Here is a 14,928-nt window from a genome sequence, read left to right as displayed (position 1 = left end):
TGAGCTCGCGTCCGCGACCAGCGCCGGGCGGTCGAGACCGCGCTCGCCGAGGTCTCCGAGGGTAAGATCAAGGCCGCCCGGGCGATGGGCGCGCGCACCCAGGACATCGTCCGCAAGGTGCTGCTTCCCGAGGCGGCGCCGTCGCTGGTCTCGGGCGCGACCCTGACGCTCGTCATGCTCGTCGGCTTCTCCGCGATGGCGGGCACGATCGGCGGCGGGGGTCTGGGCGACCTCGCCCTCCGCTACGGATACCAGCGCTTCAACACCCCGGTGCTCCTCGTCGCAGTGGTCGTCCTCATCGGACTGGTCCAGCTCATCCAGTCCGGCGGAGACCTGCTCGTTCGTGCTCTGCGTCGCCGAGTTGAGACGACCGGCCCCCCTTCGCTGTCGGTGCAGCGCCGAGGTCTGCTGCACTCCCTCGACGCTGCTGCCCGCGACAGCTTCAAGGGTCAGGCGAGGGCGGCGCCGGGGGCGCGAAGTGAGCGCGCCGCCAGGGCGTGCGCGGACGCCACGGCGTCCTCGAGCCCCTCGCCCCGGTAGATCGCGGTGAGGAAGCCCGCGGCGAAGGCGTCGCCCGCGCCGGTGGTGTCGACCACCCCGGGCACCGGGGGCACGGGCACGACGATCGGCTCGGTGCCACCGATGAGGATCCGGGTGGGCTGCGCCCCGCCTCGGGCGAGCACGACCAGCTGGGGGCGGCGCGCGAGGAAGGCTGGGTCGTCGAGCCCGAGCGCGCTCACCTCGTCGGCGTTGGCGCTGATCCAGGTGGGCTCTAGCGCGTCGATCATCCGGAGCACGCCCTCCCAGCCGTGCACGTCGACCATCCGCACCGACGAGATGTCGACGCACACCCGGCCACCGGCCTCGCGCACCGCAGCCGCCGCGCGCCACAGGGCCTGCGGGGTCGAGCCCGAGTCGAAGCCGTACAGCGGCAGGTGCAGCAGGTCGACCCCGTCGAGCCACTCCGTGTCGACGTGGGTCAGCTCAGCGGCAGCAGCGCGGTCGGGCAGCATGGTCCGCTCGCCTGACTCGTCGACGACGACGACGATGCAACCCGTGCGCCCGCGTTCCTGCACGCAGACGTCCACCCCGGCCTCGCTCAGCTCGGTGGTGAGTGCCTCGCCGACGAGATCGTCGCCGACGCAGCCGATGAAGCGCACGGCGCACCCGGCCTGCGCCGCGAAGGCGGCGACGTTAGCCGCTGACCCACCGCGCCGGCGGGTGATCTGCGCGGCCGCGTCGCTGCCCGGCCGCACCGGCTCCTGCACGTGCACGACGACGTCCTCGACGAGGTCCCCGGCGACGGCGAGCACACCCATCAGATCCTCACGGCCCCCGGGCCGGTCAGGGCAGAGGCGATCTCGCAGCCCAGCGCGACGTTGCCTCGGTACAGCGCGACATTGGCCTCGAGCGAGGCGTCACCGGTCTCGCGGCGGATGAAGTCGAGCAGGAACGGCGTGCTCGCCTGCCCCCGCACTCCCTGCTCCTCCGCGGCCGCCCAGGCCCGCTCGATCACCTCGTCGAGCGCCGCCGGGTCGAGGCTGTCGGGCTCGGAGATCGGGTTGCCAACGAGCACCGACGCCGGCAGACCGAGCGCACGCGACGCGCGGTAGACCTCGGCCACCTGCTCGGCCGACTCCACCCGCTGGCCGATCGGGTACCCGGAGTCGCGGACGTAGAAGCCCGGGTACCGGCTGGTCCGATACCCGATCACCGGCACCGAGAGGGTCTCGAAGCGCTCAAGCGTCGCCGGGATGTCGAGGATCGCCTTGGCCCCGGAAGAGACGAGCACGACCGGGACCCGCGCCAGCGTCACCAGGTCGGCCGACTCGTCGAAGGTCGACGACGCCCCGTGGTGCACGCCCCCGAGCCCGCCGGTCGAGAACACCTCGATGCCGGCCGCGTGCGCCAGGTAGGCGGTGGCCGCGATGGTCGTCCCGGCGCTGGCTCCTGTGGCGCGAGCGACCGGCAGCTCACGCACCGAGGCCTTGATCACGTCGTCGTCGCCGGCCAGCTGGTCGATCTGCACGGCGCTCATGCCGACCGTCGGCACCCCGTCGACCACCCCGATCGTGGCGGGCACGACCCCGGCGGCCCGCACCTGCTCCTCGGCCGCGAGCGCGACCTCGCCACCGCGCGGCCGCGGCAGGCCGTGGGTGAAGATCGTGGACTCCATCGCCAGCACGGGTCGGCCGTCGCGGACGGCCTCGCGCACCTCGTCCGAGACGTCCAGGGCCGCAGGGTCGACGACGGTGGCGAAGGGGGTGTGCTGGGTCGGCGTCTGGCTCACCTGACCAGGGTATGCGCCGCGTCGACGTCCCGCAGGAACAGCTCCCGGGTGGCGTGCTCCTGCTCCGGCGACTCCCAGGAGACCGAGTCGAGTGCGCTGATCGCCTCTGCCACAACGGTCTTGACGTTGTGCAGCGACACCATGCCGAGACGGCTGGCCTGCACCGCGGCACCGACGTACGTATCGACCAGGTGCACCCCCTTCGCCGCCAACCGGTCGCGCTCGGGCTGCGGGGTCGAGACGACGTCGTGGATGAAGATCGTCGGGATCGCCTCCGGGTGCGCCTCGCGCATGCCCTCGCCGACGAGCACGTCGCCCTGCCCGGAGTCGCCGACGAAGACGATGCCGTACTCGGGGAAGAGCTGGCGGTAGCGCTCGACGTTGCCGAGCTTGCCGTCGGCCATCGCGTCCTTGGAGTGCAGGAAAGCGAGCCCGCCGGAGAGGATCGAGGACGAGGCGACGCCGGCCTCGCGCAGCGCGTTCTTGCTCGTGGACTCGATGAGCCCGAAGGCGACCTCCGGGCGCGCGGTGAGGAAGGTGAGGTCCCCGCGGGACCAGGGCGACTCGACCGGCCCGTCGTCGAGCGCCTGCAGGAAGGCCAGCGAACCCGGCACCGGCGTGTGCCCGCGCGGGTACCGGCGCTCGTGGACCATCGGGAAGATCGTGTCGTCGATGTCGGAGAGCACCTTGACCCCGAGCCGGCCCAGCGGCTGGGCCTCGGCAGCGATGTGGGCGAGGATCCGCTCGCGGATGGCCTCGTCGTCGATGTCGCCGAAGACGAGCTCCTCGAGGTCGTGGTGGTCGTCGCGCCGGTTGAGCGCGTTCTTCAGCCGGGTGAGTTCCTCCCCCTCCACGCCGCAGATGATGTCGGCGACCTGCTCCTCCTCGTGCCGGCGGGTCCACCCCTCTTGCAGTGCATGGATCGCCTGAACGTGCTCCTCGCTCATCGCGCCCTCTCTCTCGTGCCGTTGACCATCACAGCCTGGTGCATCAGCCGCACTCGCACCCGGCTGACGTCGGCGGTGATGTCACCGTCGAGCTGGACGTGCTGCGGGTCCGACGCGACGATCTCGACCTCTCGCGCCGACCGGGTCACCAGGCCGGGCACGTCCCGGCGCAGCCCGAGCACCCCCTTCGCGGCGATCGGTAGCCACTGGTCGGGACGCCGGACGGTCACCTCGAGCACCTCGAGCAGGCCGTCGTCGAGCTCGGCGCCGGCGGTGATCCGGACCCCGGCGCGGACGCGTGAGGCGTTGGCGGCGAGGACGCTCCAGGCGCGAAGGGGGCGGGCGACCTCTCCATCGAGCGAGACCGACATCGGCACCGGCCGCCGGATCGCGTGCCGGGCCGCGGGGAGGATGTAGGCGGGCCAGCCGATGCGGTGCTTGAGCTCGTCGCGGGTGGCGGCGACGGTTGCGGCGTCGTGCCCGAAGCCGGCGAGCACGAGGAAGGGGTGCTCGACCCGCTCCTCATCGAAGGTCGCCAGCCCGAGGTCGACCGGGCGCGCAGTGCCGTCGAGGGCGAGCGCGAGCGCGGCCCGCAGGTCGCGGATCGGCAGCCCAAGGTTGTGCGCGAAGAGGTTGGCCGTGCCGAGCGGGACCACCCCCATCACCACCCCGTCGGGTTGGGCGAAGGGGTGTACCCCCTGAGCGACCGAGCGCACCGTCCCGTCCCCGCCGGCGGCAAGGACGAGGCGCGCTCCCCCCTTCGCCGCCGCGGCGGCCTGAGCGGCGCCGGTCTCGGCGACGGTCGTCTCGAGCACGGTCGGCTCGGGCCACCCACGCTCCGCGCACGCCGCAGCGAGCAGCGGGACCAGCTGGTCGGCACGCCGCTTGACCGGGTTGAGCACGAGCGCGACGCGGGTCATCCCGCCGAGGCTACGCGCGCCCTCCCTTCGCAGATCCCCGGGCAAACTCAGACGAACGGTCACCGGCACCTACCCCCTCCCCTTCGCAGATCCCCGGGGAAACTCAGACGAACGGTCGATCTGGACCCTTCCGACGACCGTTCGTCTGATGCTCCCCGGGGATCTGCGCAGTGGGGACCGGGCGAAGGGGGAAGCGCGGGGCCGGGCGAAGGGGGAGTCAGGCGGCCCGGCGCGAGTCGTCGAAGACGAGGAGGGAGCCGCCGTAGCAGGCCACCCAGACCCGCTTGGTCGTCGGCTCGTAGGTGACGCCGATCGGGTGGGGGTCCACCGCCTCGCTGTCGACGACCTGCATGTCGGCCGTGGTGATCTTCGACATCCGCGATGCGCCGTACTCGACGACGTAGAGGGCTTCGCCGTCCGGGGAGATGGCGGTCGAGCGCGGGTCGGCCGCCGTCTTGGCCTCGGCGACGATCTTGCCGGTGGCGGCCTCGACCTTGGAGACCGTGTCCGCGCCGCTGTTGGTGATGTAGATGTAGGTGCCGTCCGGGGAGGTGACCACGTGCCGCGGCTTGTCGCCGGTGTCGACCAGCTCGCTCACCTGCTGCGAGCCGAGGTCGATCGCGACTGTCCGGTCACTGCCCATGACGGTGACGTACGCGGTCTTGCCGTCCGGGCTCGTGGCGATCCCGCGCGGGTGCTTGCCACCGGTCGGGATCGACGCGGTGACCTTGCCGCTCGCGGCGTCGATGACCGTGACGTCCATCGAGCACCAGTTGGAGACGAGGATCGTCGAGCCGTCGGGGGTGACCGCGACGTACTTCGGCACCGCGCCGACCTCGATGACCCGCTCGATCTCGAAGGTGGCCGTGTCGATGTCGTACAGGTAGCTGTTGGAGATCCCCTTGCCCGACGTGCACGCATCGGCGCCCTCGGGCAGGAACCCCTCGCCGTACATCGAGTAGTTGCTCACGTAGGCGCGCGAGCCGTCGGGGCTGAAGGCCATCTCGACCGGCGCGCCCTTGCTCGTCCCCGGATGCCCCTTCACACCGTGCTTGGCCAGGTCGACGGAGTCGTCGATGGTGGCGACGCGCGCGCCATCGGGGGTGTAGGCGGTGACGGTGTGGGTGTACATCATGTTCTGCGCGAAGAGCAGCCCCTCCGACGAGGCGACGACCGACTTCGGCGTCAGCCCGCCGGTGATCCGCTGCAGCCGCACCAGCTCACTGTCGGCCGTCCCGGCCTGCGCACCCTGTTCTTCCGCCGGCTCGATCGGGGGCGCCTCCTGCTCGACGGGCCGGTCCACGGCCTGACTCGCCGACACGGCCGGTGCGCTGGCCTGCGCCGGCTCGTCACCACCGAAGATCAGCCGCCCGACCCAGCAGAGCAGCAGGACCACGACGACGATGACGGCCAGCACGACCAGCCGACGTCGCTGGTAAACCGGGTCGTTCTTGACCGTGAGCTTCACTGGCGCCTCTTCCCTTCCTCGCCTCGTCGGGAGCCACCGTAGGTGTCGGGCGAAGGGGGATCACGCAGGCGCACCGAGGTGGCCGGGAGAGCGTGCTCAGGCATCCACAAAGGGTCCGTCGCGCAACCGGAGGGTCGTACCGTTCATCGACCCCTGCGAGAATCGGCCCGTGCCTTCTCCGAGCCGAATGCCCAACCCTTCGTCTCTCGCCTCCCGCCTGCCGACCTGGCAGGACCTCGCCGACGACCCGCGGGCGATCCGCCACGGGATGAACCTCTGGCCCCCGTTCCGCTTCGCCGGGATCCGGGTGCGCGAGATCAGCCCGGACTGGCGGCGGGCGCGGGTGGAGCTGCTGCGACGGGCGAGCAACCGCAACTTCGTCGGCACCCAGTTCGGCGGCTCGATGTTCGCGATGACCGACCCGTTCTGGATGATCCTCGTGATGCAGAACCTCGGCCGCGACTACGTCGTGTGGGACAAGGCGGGTGAGATCGAGTTCGTCCGGCCCGGGCGCACGGCGCTGCACGCCGAGTTCGTCGTCACCGAGGAGCTGCTCGAGGACCTGCGCGCCCGGGCGGCGGACGGGTCGAAGGTGCTGCACTGGTGCGAGACAGACGTCGTGGACGAAGGGGGCGAGGTCGTCGCCCGGGTGCGCAAGCAGCTCTACGTGCGGCGCAAGCGCCGCGACTGAGCGCCACGCGAGCACTATCGTGCTCGCGTGGCAGGGGAGCAGGTCGAGATCGACGAGCCGCAGGTCTGGGAGCTTGAGGTCGACGGACGGTCGCACCGGGTGGAGACCTCGACGGGCGGCTGGAGCAACTCCGTGCGCTGGCTCGTCGACGGTGAGCTGATCGCGACGAAGAAGAGCGCGGCCGACGACAACCTCGAGCTCGAGGCCGACGAGGACCACGAGCTGGCCGATCAGGTCGGCGCGATCAAGGTGCGCTTCACCGGGACCGGGCGGCCGCGGCGGGTCACCCACTTCGCGGGCGAGCGCAAGGAGGCGAAGACCCGGGCGCTCATGGGCACCGGTGGGGTCGACATGGATCCCGAGCCCGGCAGCAAGGCCGCGCGGCGCGAGGACTTCGCCACCCGTCACCCCGTGCTCGGGGCCGCCGACGACATCCTCGGCGGGCTGGGCAAGATCCTCATCCCCCTGGCGATCGCCGCGCTCATCCCGATCCTGCGCCGGCTGCTGCCCGACTGGGACGTCGACCTGCCCACGCCGGACATCCCGTGGCCCGACTGGCGGCTGCCGAGCATCCCGTGGCCGGACCTCGACCTGCCCTCGATCCCCTGGCCGGACCTCCCGGACCTGCCCGCGTGGCTCGAGCCGGTCATCGACTCGCTGGAGCTCATCTGGCCGCTGCTCGTCGGCATCGGCATCGCGTGGGCGGAGTACAAGCGCCGCAAGCGCAACCGCGCCGCCCGTGAGGAGCGTCAGGCTCGACGTGCCACAGGCAGCGACTCACCGGAGCGCGAGGCGGATGATCAGGAGCGACCGCCCGAGGCCCACCACAACTCGAGCTCGCGCTGACGCTGGGCTCGGATCCTTGCCAGAGCGCCGCTGCGCTCCGCTACGAGCAGCACTTCCTCGAGCCACCGCACACGCTGCAGCGGCGTGGTCGCCAGGCGTGCCCGCACCGTCGCCGGGTCCTCGGAGGTGCCGCGCGCCTGCGGCTCAGGCCCCTGCTCCATGACCACCTCCTGTCCTGATCGCGGTCAGCGCGTCGATGTCGGCGTGATCCTGCGGACGGCCACTGTGCTTCTTCATCTCGATGAGGTGGTCTATCGAGGCCACCCTGACCCGGGTGCCGTCGCCAAGGTCTACCGTCACAGCGCCTGCCGACAGCTCGGCGAAGGGGACTGGGGTCGTTGCGAGGAGGTCGACCTCGACCAACGCGTCGGCCGGGTCGACGAGGGTGAAGGCCACGAGATTGCGCTCCTCGACCCAGGCGCGGCGTATCTCGGGATCGGCGAACTGCTCTGCAGGCACTGGCAAGCGCGGATGCAGACCCGCCGCCTGGAGTACGGACAGGGCGGCGCGCAGGTTGTCGCTGGACAGCTCGAGTGCGATGTCGAGGTCGACGGTCGTACGCACATGGCCGTGCAGGACGACCGCGACTCCCCCGACCACGACGTGGTCGACCCCCGCGGCGTCGAGCGCCGAGACGAGAGCGAGGGAGCGCAGCATGCACCGAACCTAGCGGGCTCGATCTGGGGTCGGCGCGAAGGGAGGGTCAGCCGCGCGGGACGTCGCGTCGCCGGAAACCGAAAAACCCGGCGACGAGGAGGACCAGGCCCACCCCGGCCAGCACGGCGACCGCGACGAGGTCGACGTCCTCCGCTGGCGGTGACCCGACCGCGGTGAAGGGTGAGATGTCGATGAGCCACTGGGGCAGGTCGATCCCCGGCCCCATGTAGGACACGACGGCCGCCAGGCCGAAGACGACCCAGGCGAGCATCCTCCCCTTCGGCCACAACCCCAGCAGCGCCACGGTCAGCCCGAGGAAGAGCAGCAGCACCGGCAGGTGGGCCACCCCGGCGCGTAGCAGATCACCGGTCCAGCGGGACTCCCCGAGCGCAGCGGCGGTGCTCGCGCCGAGGGTGAGGCTGCCGATCAGCTGGATGAGCACCGCGCCGAGGGCGACGACGAGGACGTGCACACCGAGCCAGGCCGGCCGGCTGCGGCCCTGCACGAGCTGAGCCTCCAACCGCCCGGTGTCCTCCTCGGCGCGCAGCGAGCCCATCGCCTGCACGACGAAGGCGGCCGTGAGCATGGTCTGCATCATGACGAACATCGCCTCGATCTGCTCGAGGATCTGCTCCCCTCCCCCGCCGCCGATGAAGTCGGTCAGGCTCGGGTTGGCCTCGAGCGCGTCGATGATCGCCTGGGTGAGTGCCCCGTAGGTGCCCATGAGGATCATCGAGAGGGCAAGCCAGCCGATGATCGGGCCGCGGTGCTCGTAGAGGGCCAGGCCGAAGGGGGAACGCAGCACGGAGGAGGCCCGGGCAGGTGCGGGACGGGAGCCGACGAGGGCGGCGCCGACGTCGCGACGGGCGGCGAGGGCGAAGGCGGTGAGCGCCAGGGCCACCGCGACGGCGAGGGAGATGAACAGCGGCCAGGCACGGGCGTCGTCGCCGAAGGGTCGGACCTCGTCGAACCAGCCGAGCGGGCTGGCCCACAGGACGGCGTTGTCCTGGACCGCGCCGACACCGCGCAGGAGGTAGGTCAGGACGACGACGGCCAGCCCGGCACCCCAGACCGCGCGGTTGTGCTCGAAGACCTGAGCGAGCACGGCGGTGGACCCGGCGTGGACCGCGCCGAGGCCGACGAGCGCGGCGCCGTAGAGGAGCGCCCCGCCGGCGTCGGCGCCGAGCGCGATCATCGTGACGCTGGTGAGGACGGCCAGGGCGAGCAGGGCGCCGAGCGCGATGAGGAGGGCGGCGAGCAGCGGGGCGTGCCGGCCGATGCGGGAGGCGAGGAGCAGCTCGAGCCGGCCGGCCTCCTCGTCGCGGCGGGTGGAGCGGGCCACGAGGGCGAGGGCCATGATCGGGACGAAGAAGGCGACGACGAAGCCGAACTCGTTGGCCATCACCCCGCCGACCGTGTCGGTGCCGGCGACCCGGCCGTTGAGCATGTACATCGCGCCGCCGGTGATCGACTCGGCGTAGCCGCGCAGCTTCTCGTCGGTGTCGTAGAGGGCGATGATCGAGGCGGCCGAGACGGCGAGCACGGCGAATAGCCCGAGGACCCAGCCGAGGATCGCCTTCCACCCGGTGCGCCACTGGACCCGGGCGATCGCCGGCGTGCCCGCGACGGTCGAGGTGCCGGCGACGCTCATGCCGACTCTCCCCCTTCGCCGTCCTGGTCCTGGGGGTGCTGGTCTGTGCGGTACTGCTCGAGGAAGAGGTCGTCCAGGCTCGGCGGGGTCATCGTCAGGGAGCGCACGCCCGCAGCGTGGACCCGGCCGACGAGCGCTGGGATCGCGGATGCGTCTGCGTGGCAACGGATCTCGGGCTGCCCGTCACTGCTGCCGGTGTGCACCTCGCCCACCCCGTCGATGCCGGTCAGGTCGACGCCGACGTCAGTGACGGCGTGCACGTGGGTGCTGGTGTGCTCGCGCAGCTCGGCGAGGGTGCCGGTGGTGACCGTGCGGCCGGCGCGGATGATGCTCACCCGGTCGGCGAGGGCCTCGACCTCGGCGAGGATGTGGCTGGAGAGCAGCACGGTGACCCCCTCGTCGCGGCGCTCGCGGACGCATTGCTGGAAGACCTCTTCCATGAGCGGGTCGAGGCCCGAGGTCGGCTCGTCGAGGACGAGCAGGTCGACGTCGGCGGCCAGCGCGGCGACGAGCGAGACCTTTTGCCGGTTGCCTTTGGAGTAGTCGCGGGAGCGCTTGGTCGGGTCGAGGTCGAAGCGCTCGATGAGCTCGCTGCGGCGCCGGTCGGAGAGGCCCCCGTGGGCGCGGCCGAGGACGTCGATGCACTGCCCGCCGGACAGACCCGGCCAGAGGGTGACGTCGCCGGGGACGTAGGCGAGGCGGTGGTGCAGCTCGACCGCGTCCCGCCAGGGGTCGCCGCCGAAGAGGCGGGCGGTGCCGGCGTCGGCGCGGGCCAGGCCGAGGAGGATGCGGATGGTCGTGGACTTGCCGGAGCCGTTCGGCCCGAGGAATCCGTGCACCTCCCCTTCGCCCACGGTGAGGTCGAGCCCGTCCAGGGCGCGGGTGGGGCCGAAGGTCTTGACGAGGTCGCTGACCTCGATGACGGGCGAAGGGGTCATCAGCTCTCCTTGGCGGGGGGCGAAGGGGGATCGGGCCAGATGGCGGCGTAGACGCGCATGGACTCCTCGGTCCAGCGCTGCATGCCGTCACCGAGGGGATCGGTGCCGAGGATCTCGGTCCACTGCTCACGCAGGAAGATCAGGCCGAAGTCGGCCGACATCGCGATCGCGGCGCGCGTCTCGGGGTCCGGGCCGGCGTCGAGCACACCCGCGTCGTGCCAGGCGCGGAAGATCGCGACCGTGCCGTCGTGCCAGCGGCTCAGCAGCTCGGTCGCGGCGGGGTCGCCGGCGAGGAAGAGGCGGCGCAGGTAGGCGGGGATCGGCGAGCCGGGCGGGAGGGCGGCCTCGAGGAAAAAGCCGAGGGTGGCCATGTCGCCCTCGATCATGTCGGCGGCGGTCTCGGGGTCGCTGGAGGAGTCGATGAGCTCGTCCATCCAGTGCTTGACGTGGTCGACGACCGCCTCGCGCAGCCCGGCCTTGGAGCCGTAGTGGTGGACGACGAGCCCGGGCGAGACCTCCGCCCGCTCGGCGATCTGGCGGATGGTCACCGCGTCCTCGCCCCGCTCGGCGAAGAGCGCCAGCGCGCCATCGCGGATGCGGGCGCGGGCGGTGACATCGCTGGGAGGCGAGTCGGCTGAACGCATGTTCAGTATGTTATACGAGCGTTTAGCAGGGTCAACGAGCACCAGAGCCGTTCCGTCGACGCCTGGAATCGAGCTTTCGCTGAGCCGCACACGCAGCACTCCTATATGCGCATACACCTGTGCATGCTCACCGGATGCCCCTGATGGAACGTCGCCTGCAACTATTGCTCGACGACGCTCGATACGAGTTCGTCGCCGCCGAAGCGGAGCGCTCCGACCGGTCCGGGGCAGCAGAGGCTTCCACCGGCTTCACTTGAGCGTCGAGGGCGGACAGGAGTTCCACTTCCACCGCCTCCGCCGGACTGATCCCGAGACCGCCGTGCGCCAGTTCGACCTCGTCGATGACTTGGTGACCTGGCACCCCTTCGACGTCGAGGTCCTGCACCTCGCCCGCGACCTCGCCGCGCAGAATGGCGTGCGAGGCCGCGACGCCGTCCACGCCGCGACCGCGCTCCGCGCCGGCTTCGCCGACATCGTGAGCAGAGACCCCGACTTCGACGGCATCCCTGGCCTCACTCGGCTCGACCCGACCGACGGACTCGCCTGACCGGGTCGTCCGCGCCGATCACCCCCCTTCGCCGGTGATCCGACGCAGCTCGGCGACGTGCGCATCGAAGGCCGCCTTCCCCTCCGCCGTCTGCGCCACCCAGGTCAGCCGACGGGCATCGTCGCGGGCCGCCGACCTCTCCTTCGTCGTCCTGACGTACCCGGCGTCGGCGAGCACCTTCAGGTGCTTGGACAGGGTGGCGTCCGAGATGCCGATGGTGTCGCGCAGCACGGCGAAGTCGACCTTCTCGGCTCCGCGCAACAACCCCGAGATCCGCAACCGCACCGGCGCATGGATCGTCTCGTTAAAGGACGGATCACCGCTCACGGGTCAGCTCCCGACGAGTCAGTCGCTCGCTGGTGACGCTCAGCCACCACCCAGCGCCGAAGGCGAGCACCGCCGGCACGATGAGCCACCAGGCCGACAGCTGGGTCGCGATGACGTTGGCGATGACGATGACGATGATCAGCGCGAGCAGGAAGATCAGCGCCAGCAGGATCATCGGCGCCGACCACGAGCTCATCGCGACGCCGGACCGTCGCGGCGGGTAGAGCATGAGTCCGACCCAGATGGCCACGGCGACGGGCATCACGAAACCCGACCAGTCGTCAGGTACCAGGCCCATGAGGACGAGCGCGGCAGCGGTTGTTCCGACGAGCGCGTGGTACCAGGTCGGCATCCGGGTGCGGTCGGCGAGGGCGGCGCGGTCGGCGTCGAGCGCTGCGAGGGAGTCGCGGGCTTCAGTGTTGTTTTCCATACCGGCAAGACAATCACTCAACAACCCGGCAAGTCAAGTCTTTTTCCAGAATGGCAAGAATTACGTAGAGCCTCGGCACGCTGTCGGTGGTCGAACGTATGTTTGATCCATGGCCGTGGTCGCTACGGTGGGGAGCAGACGGCGGACACCACGCCGAGGTCGCCGACCGCGCGGTCCGCCGGTGGATCAACCGAGGAGGACGCCCACATGGACACCAGACCAGTCGTCGTCGGAGTCGACGGTTCAGAGGACTCCCTGCAAGCCCTGAGGTGGGGCGCCGACTACGCGCAACGGTTCGACGCGCCCCTGCACGCCGTGGCCGTCTACGACGTGCCGCGGGTCTACGGACCCATGGCGATGACCGGCTTCCAGGACGCCCAGGAGCTCGAGAAGAGCTACCAGGCCATGCTGAAGGAGGCGGTCGGCTCCGCGCTCGGGTCGCAGGCGCAGGTCACCGAGCGTGTCGAGCGCGGTCATCCCGCGCGCAACCTCATCCAGGCCTCCCGCGACGCGCAGCTGCTCGTTCTCGGCAGCCGCGGCCACGGCGGGTTCGTCGGGATGCTCCTCGGGTCGGTGAGCCAGCACTGCGTCGCCCAGGCCCGGTGCCCCGTCATCGTGATGCCGCACGAGGCGAAGGGGACCGCAGAAGAACAGGGGCAGTAGACCCGACGATCAGACGGCGCCGACACCTCCTTGCGAGGTCGTGCGCGGCGGGGCTAGCCGTTGTTGGTCAGGTTGTTGCGCGTCCGGCTCGGGTTGAGCCGGCGCGTGACGACCGCGCACACGACTGCCACGACGAGCGCTGCGATCGCACCACCGGACACCTCGCCGCTCTCGGCCATCCCCGGTGCGCTGAGGACGAGGTAGATCCCCGCCACGGCCACGACGAACAGGCACACCACCGACACAGCCGTTCGCATGGACAACCCTCCTGCTCGCGTTCGACGTGCGCTACTCACGCTACCGCCGACGACCCTCGCCGCTCGGGCGCGTAACGTGCCCCCGTGAGCGGCACTCATCCCCCTTCGTCCGCGGCAGCGGAGGGACCCGCCAACCCCTGGCCGGCACTCTGGGCCCTCGTCGTCGGGTTCTTCATGATCCTCGTCGACGTCTCGATCGTCTCGGTCGCGACGCCCGCTCTCATCCGAGAGCTCGACGCAAGCATCACCGAGGTGCTCTGGGTGACCAGTGCCTACGCCCTCGCCTACGCCGTCCCGTTGCTCATCACCGGTCGTCTCGGCGATCGCTTCGGTCCCAAGCGCCTCTACCTCGCCGGGCTGTCCGTCTTCACCCTCAGCTCCCTCGCCTGCGGGCTCAGCGGCAGCATCACCGAGCTCGTCGCCGCCCGCGTCATCCAGGGCCTAGGCGCGTCGATGATGACTCCGCAGACGATGGCGATCATCACCCGCACCTTCCCGGTCGACCGGCGCGGCACCGCGATGTCGCTGTGGGGCGCGACCGCCGGCGCCGCCTTCCTCGTCGGCCCGCTCCTCGGTGGGGTGCTCATCGACAGCGCCGGCTGGGAGTGGATCTTCTTCGTCAACATCCCCGTCGGGGTCCTCGGCCTCCTCGCGGCCTGGCGACTCGTGCCCGACCTGCCGACGAGCGCACGCACCATGGACTGGCTCGGCATCGCGCTCTCTGCGGCCGGGCTGACCTGCCTCGTCTTCGCGATCCAGGAGGGGGAGCAGTTCGGCTGGGGCGTCATCGCCGGACCGCTCTCGATCCCCCTGCTCATCGCGGCGGGCCTCGCGCTGCTCACCACCTTCGTCTGGTGGCAGTCCCGGGTGCAGCCCGAGCCGCTGGTGCCGCTCGCGCTCTTCGCCGACCGTAACTTCACCCTGAGCAACGTCGCGGTGACCGTCCAGGGCTTCGCCGTCAACGCGATGCTCTTCCCCCTGCTCGTGTGGCTGCAGACCGCGCGTCAGCTCACCCCGAGCGAAGCCGCGCTGGTCATCGCCCCGCAGGCGGTCTTCTCCATCATCCTCGCGCCGCTGGTCGGCCGGTGGATCGACCGGCTGCACCCCCGCCTCCTCCCCAGCGTTGGGCTGCTCGGGTTCTCTGCGACCCTCTTCGTCCTTGCTGCCGTGATGACCCCGGACTCTCCGCTGTGGCTCGTCGTCATCGTCACCTGCTTCATCGGCATCACCGGCGCCTGCATCTGGGGGCCGCTGGCTACGACCGCCAACCGCAACCTCCCCCTTCGCCTCGCGGGCGCCGGGTCAGGCGTCTACAACACCACTCGGCAGGTCGGCTCCACCGTCGGAGCCGCCGCCATCGCGGCGGTGATGAGTGCCCGGCTGACCGCCGAGGCCGGCCCGCAGGCCGCGTCCTTGGCCGGCGGCGAAGGGAGGTCAGCCGGCTCCGCGAGCCTGCCCCCCGAGGTGGTCAGCGGCCTGTCCTCGGCGTTCAGCCAGTCGATGCTGCTGCCCGCAGCGGTTGTCCTCATCGGCGCCGCAGCGGCGCTCGGCATGGAGGAGATGCGGCACCGGCGCCGATGAGTACCGGGTCCAGCCCAGCGTCACGGCCTCAAGGCTCGCCCCTCAGAGCTCCTTGGATCATCGAGGCGCCT

At 71.1% G+C, this 14,928-nt stretch carries 17 protein-coding genes and 1 pseudogene; 6 read left to right on the top strand and 12 right to left on the bottom strand.

Annotation, left to right across the window (positions count from 1 at the left end):
• Nucleotides 1-39: 39 nt before the first annotated feature.
• A pseudogene (locus tag FB557_RS01965) lies at nucleotides 40-540 on the top strand (ABC transporter permease subunit); the annotation flags it as partial.
• On the opposite strand, the gene FB557_RS01960 reads toward FB557_RS01965, so the two are convergent.
• The 5 genes from FB557_RS01960 to FB557_RS01940 form a co-directional block, all read right to left on the bottom strand.
• Nucleotides 450-1,319, bottom strand: coding sequence for a carbohydrate kinase family protein (locus FB557_RS01960; RefSeq protein ID WP_246074319.1), 870 nt, complete (start codon nucleotides 1,317-1,319; stop codon nucleotides 450-452). The pseudogene FB557_RS01965 and the gene FB557_RS01960 sit on opposite strands and share 91 nt — an antisense overlap.
• Complete coding sequence (locus tag FB557_RS01955) at nucleotides 1,319-2,290, bottom strand: pseudouridine-5'-phosphate glycosidase (protein ID WP_246074318.1); 972 nt, start codon at nucleotides 2,288-2,290, stop codon at nucleotides 1,319-1,321. The genes FB557_RS01960 and FB557_RS01955 overlap by 1 nt, the downstream gene beginning before the upstream one ends.
• The gene (locus tag FB557_RS01950; protein ID WP_144855144.1) at nucleotides 2,287-3,237 is read right to left on the bottom strand and encodes a phosphatase domain-containing protein; all 951 of its coding nucleotides are present in this window, start codon (nucleotides 3,235-3,237) and stop codon (nucleotides 2,287-2,289) included. The genes FB557_RS01955 and FB557_RS01950 overlap by 4 nt, the downstream gene beginning before the upstream one ends.
• Entirely contained in the window at nucleotides 3,234-4,157 is a 924-nt protein-coding gene (locus tag FB557_RS01945; protein ID WP_144855142.1) for a diacylglycerol/lipid kinase family protein, read from the bottom strand. The genes FB557_RS01950 and FB557_RS01945 overlap by 4 nt, the downstream gene beginning before the upstream one ends.
• A gap of 217 nt (nucleotides 4,158-4,374) precedes the next feature.
• Nucleotides 4,375-5,625 carry a YncE family protein gene (locus FB557_RS01940; RefSeq protein ID WP_144855140.1) on the bottom strand — a complete coding sequence of 417 codons (1,251 nt, stop codon included), beginning with the start codon at nucleotides 5,623-5,625 and terminating at the stop codon, nucleotides 4,375-4,377.
• A 169-nt stretch (nucleotides 5,626-5,794) separates the two neighbouring features.
• Between FB557_RS01940 and FB557_RS01935 the strand changes: the two genes are divergently transcribed.
• Both FB557_RS01935 and FB557_RS01930 read left to right on the top strand, forming a co-directional pair.
• Nucleotides 5,795-6,316, top strand: coding sequence for a DUF4442 domain-containing protein (locus FB557_RS01935; protein WP_342778888.1), 522 nt, complete (start codon nucleotides 5,795-5,797; stop codon nucleotides 6,314-6,316).
• 27 nt (nucleotides 6,317-6,343) lie between these two features.
• The gene (locus FB557_RS01930) at nucleotides 6,344-7,162 is read left to right on the top strand and encodes a hypothetical protein (RefSeq protein WP_144855138.1); all 819 of its coding nucleotides are present in this window, start codon (nucleotides 6,344-6,346) and stop codon (nucleotides 7,160-7,162) included.
• 144 nt (nucleotides 7,163-7,306) lie between these two features.
• On the opposite strand, the gene FB557_RS01925 is transcribed toward FB557_RS01930, so the two are convergent.
• From FB557_RS01925 to FB557_RS01910, 4 genes are read right to left on the bottom strand one after another with little or no spacing between them, the layout of a single operon-like run.
• Entirely contained in the window at nucleotides 7,307-7,819 is a 513-nt protein-coding gene (locus FB557_RS01925) for a hypothetical protein (protein ID WP_144855136.1), read from the bottom strand.
• Nucleotides 7,820-7,865: 46 nt separating this feature from the next.
• Nucleotides 7,866-9,470, bottom strand: a complete 1,605-nt coding sequence (locus FB557_RS01920) for an ABC transporter permease (protein ID WP_144855134.1) — start codon at nucleotides 9,468-9,470, stop codon at nucleotides 7,866-7,868.
• Complete coding sequence (locus FB557_RS01915; RefSeq protein ID WP_144855132.1) at nucleotides 9,467-10,408, bottom strand: ABC transporter ATP-binding protein; 942 nt, start codon at nucleotides 10,406-10,408, stop codon at nucleotides 9,467-9,469. The genes FB557_RS01920 and FB557_RS01915 overlap by 4 nt, the downstream gene beginning before the upstream one ends.
• Complete coding sequence (locus FB557_RS01910; protein ID WP_144855130.1) at nucleotides 10,408-11,052, bottom strand: TetR/AcrR family transcriptional regulator; 645 nt, start codon at nucleotides 11,050-11,052, stop codon at nucleotides 10,408-10,410. Before FB557_RS01910 ends, FB557_RS01915 begins: the two co-directional genes overlap by 1 nt.
• Nucleotides 11,053-11,305: 253 nt before the next feature.
• On the opposite strand from FB557_RS01910, the gene FB557_RS14435 reads away from it, so the two are divergent.
• Nucleotides 11,306-11,599, top strand: a complete 294-nt coding sequence (locus FB557_RS14435) for a type II toxin-antitoxin system VapC family toxin (protein WP_246074317.1) — start codon at nucleotides 11,306-11,308, stop codon at nucleotides 11,597-11,599.
• Nucleotides 11,600-11,617: 18 nt separating this feature from the next.
• Here the strand turns inward: FB557_RS14435 and FB557_RS01900 are convergent, their stop codons facing one another.
• Together FB557_RS01900 and FB557_RS01895 are read right to left on the bottom strand one after the other, a co-directional pair.
• On the bottom strand, nucleotides 11,618-11,926 hold the full coding sequence (locus FB557_RS01900) for a transcriptional regulator (protein WP_144855128.1): 309 nt from the start codon (nucleotides 11,924-11,926) through the stop codon (nucleotides 11,618-11,620).
• On the bottom strand, nucleotides 11,916-12,356 hold the full coding sequence (locus FB557_RS01895; protein ID WP_144855126.1) for a hypothetical protein: 441 nt from the start codon (nucleotides 12,354-12,356) through the stop codon (nucleotides 11,916-11,918). Before FB557_RS01895 ends, FB557_RS01900 begins: the two co-directional genes overlap by 11 nt.
• 207 nt (nucleotides 12,357-12,563) lie before the next feature.
• On the opposite strand from FB557_RS01895, the gene FB557_RS01890 reads away from it, so the two are divergent.
• A complete protein-coding gene (locus tag FB557_RS01890) occupies nucleotides 12,564-13,019 on the top strand; it encodes a universal stress protein (protein ID WP_144855124.1) in 456 nt (151 codons plus the stop codon).
• Nucleotides 13,020-13,072: 53 nt separating this feature from the next.
• Here the strand turns inward: FB557_RS01890 and FB557_RS01885 are convergent, their stop codons facing one another.
• Nucleotides 13,073-13,276 (bottom strand): hypothetical protein, encoded by a 204-nt coding sequence (locus FB557_RS01885; protein WP_144855122.1) that lies wholly within the window; start codon nucleotides 13,274-13,276, stop codon nucleotides 13,073-13,075.
• Nucleotides 13,277-13,360: 84 nt separating this feature from the next.
• On the opposite strand from FB557_RS01885, the gene FB557_RS01880 reads away from it, so the two are divergent.
• Complete coding sequence (locus FB557_RS01880) at nucleotides 13,361-14,857, top strand: DHA2 family efflux MFS transporter permease subunit (RefSeq protein ID WP_246074315.1); 1,497 nt, start codon at nucleotides 13,361-13,363, stop codon at nucleotides 14,855-14,857.
• Nucleotides 14,858-14,928 lie beyond the last annotated feature (71 nt).

It is taken from the genome of Marihabitans asiaticum (assembly GCF_007828725.1).
In the GTDB taxonomy this organism is placed as follows: Bacteria; Actinomycetota; Actinomycetes; order Actinomycetales; family Dermatophilaceae; genus Marihabitans; species Marihabitans asiaticum.
The sequence above is the reverse complement of the archived record's forward strand: the minus strand, read 5'-3'. Positions and strand labels throughout refer to the sequence as shown.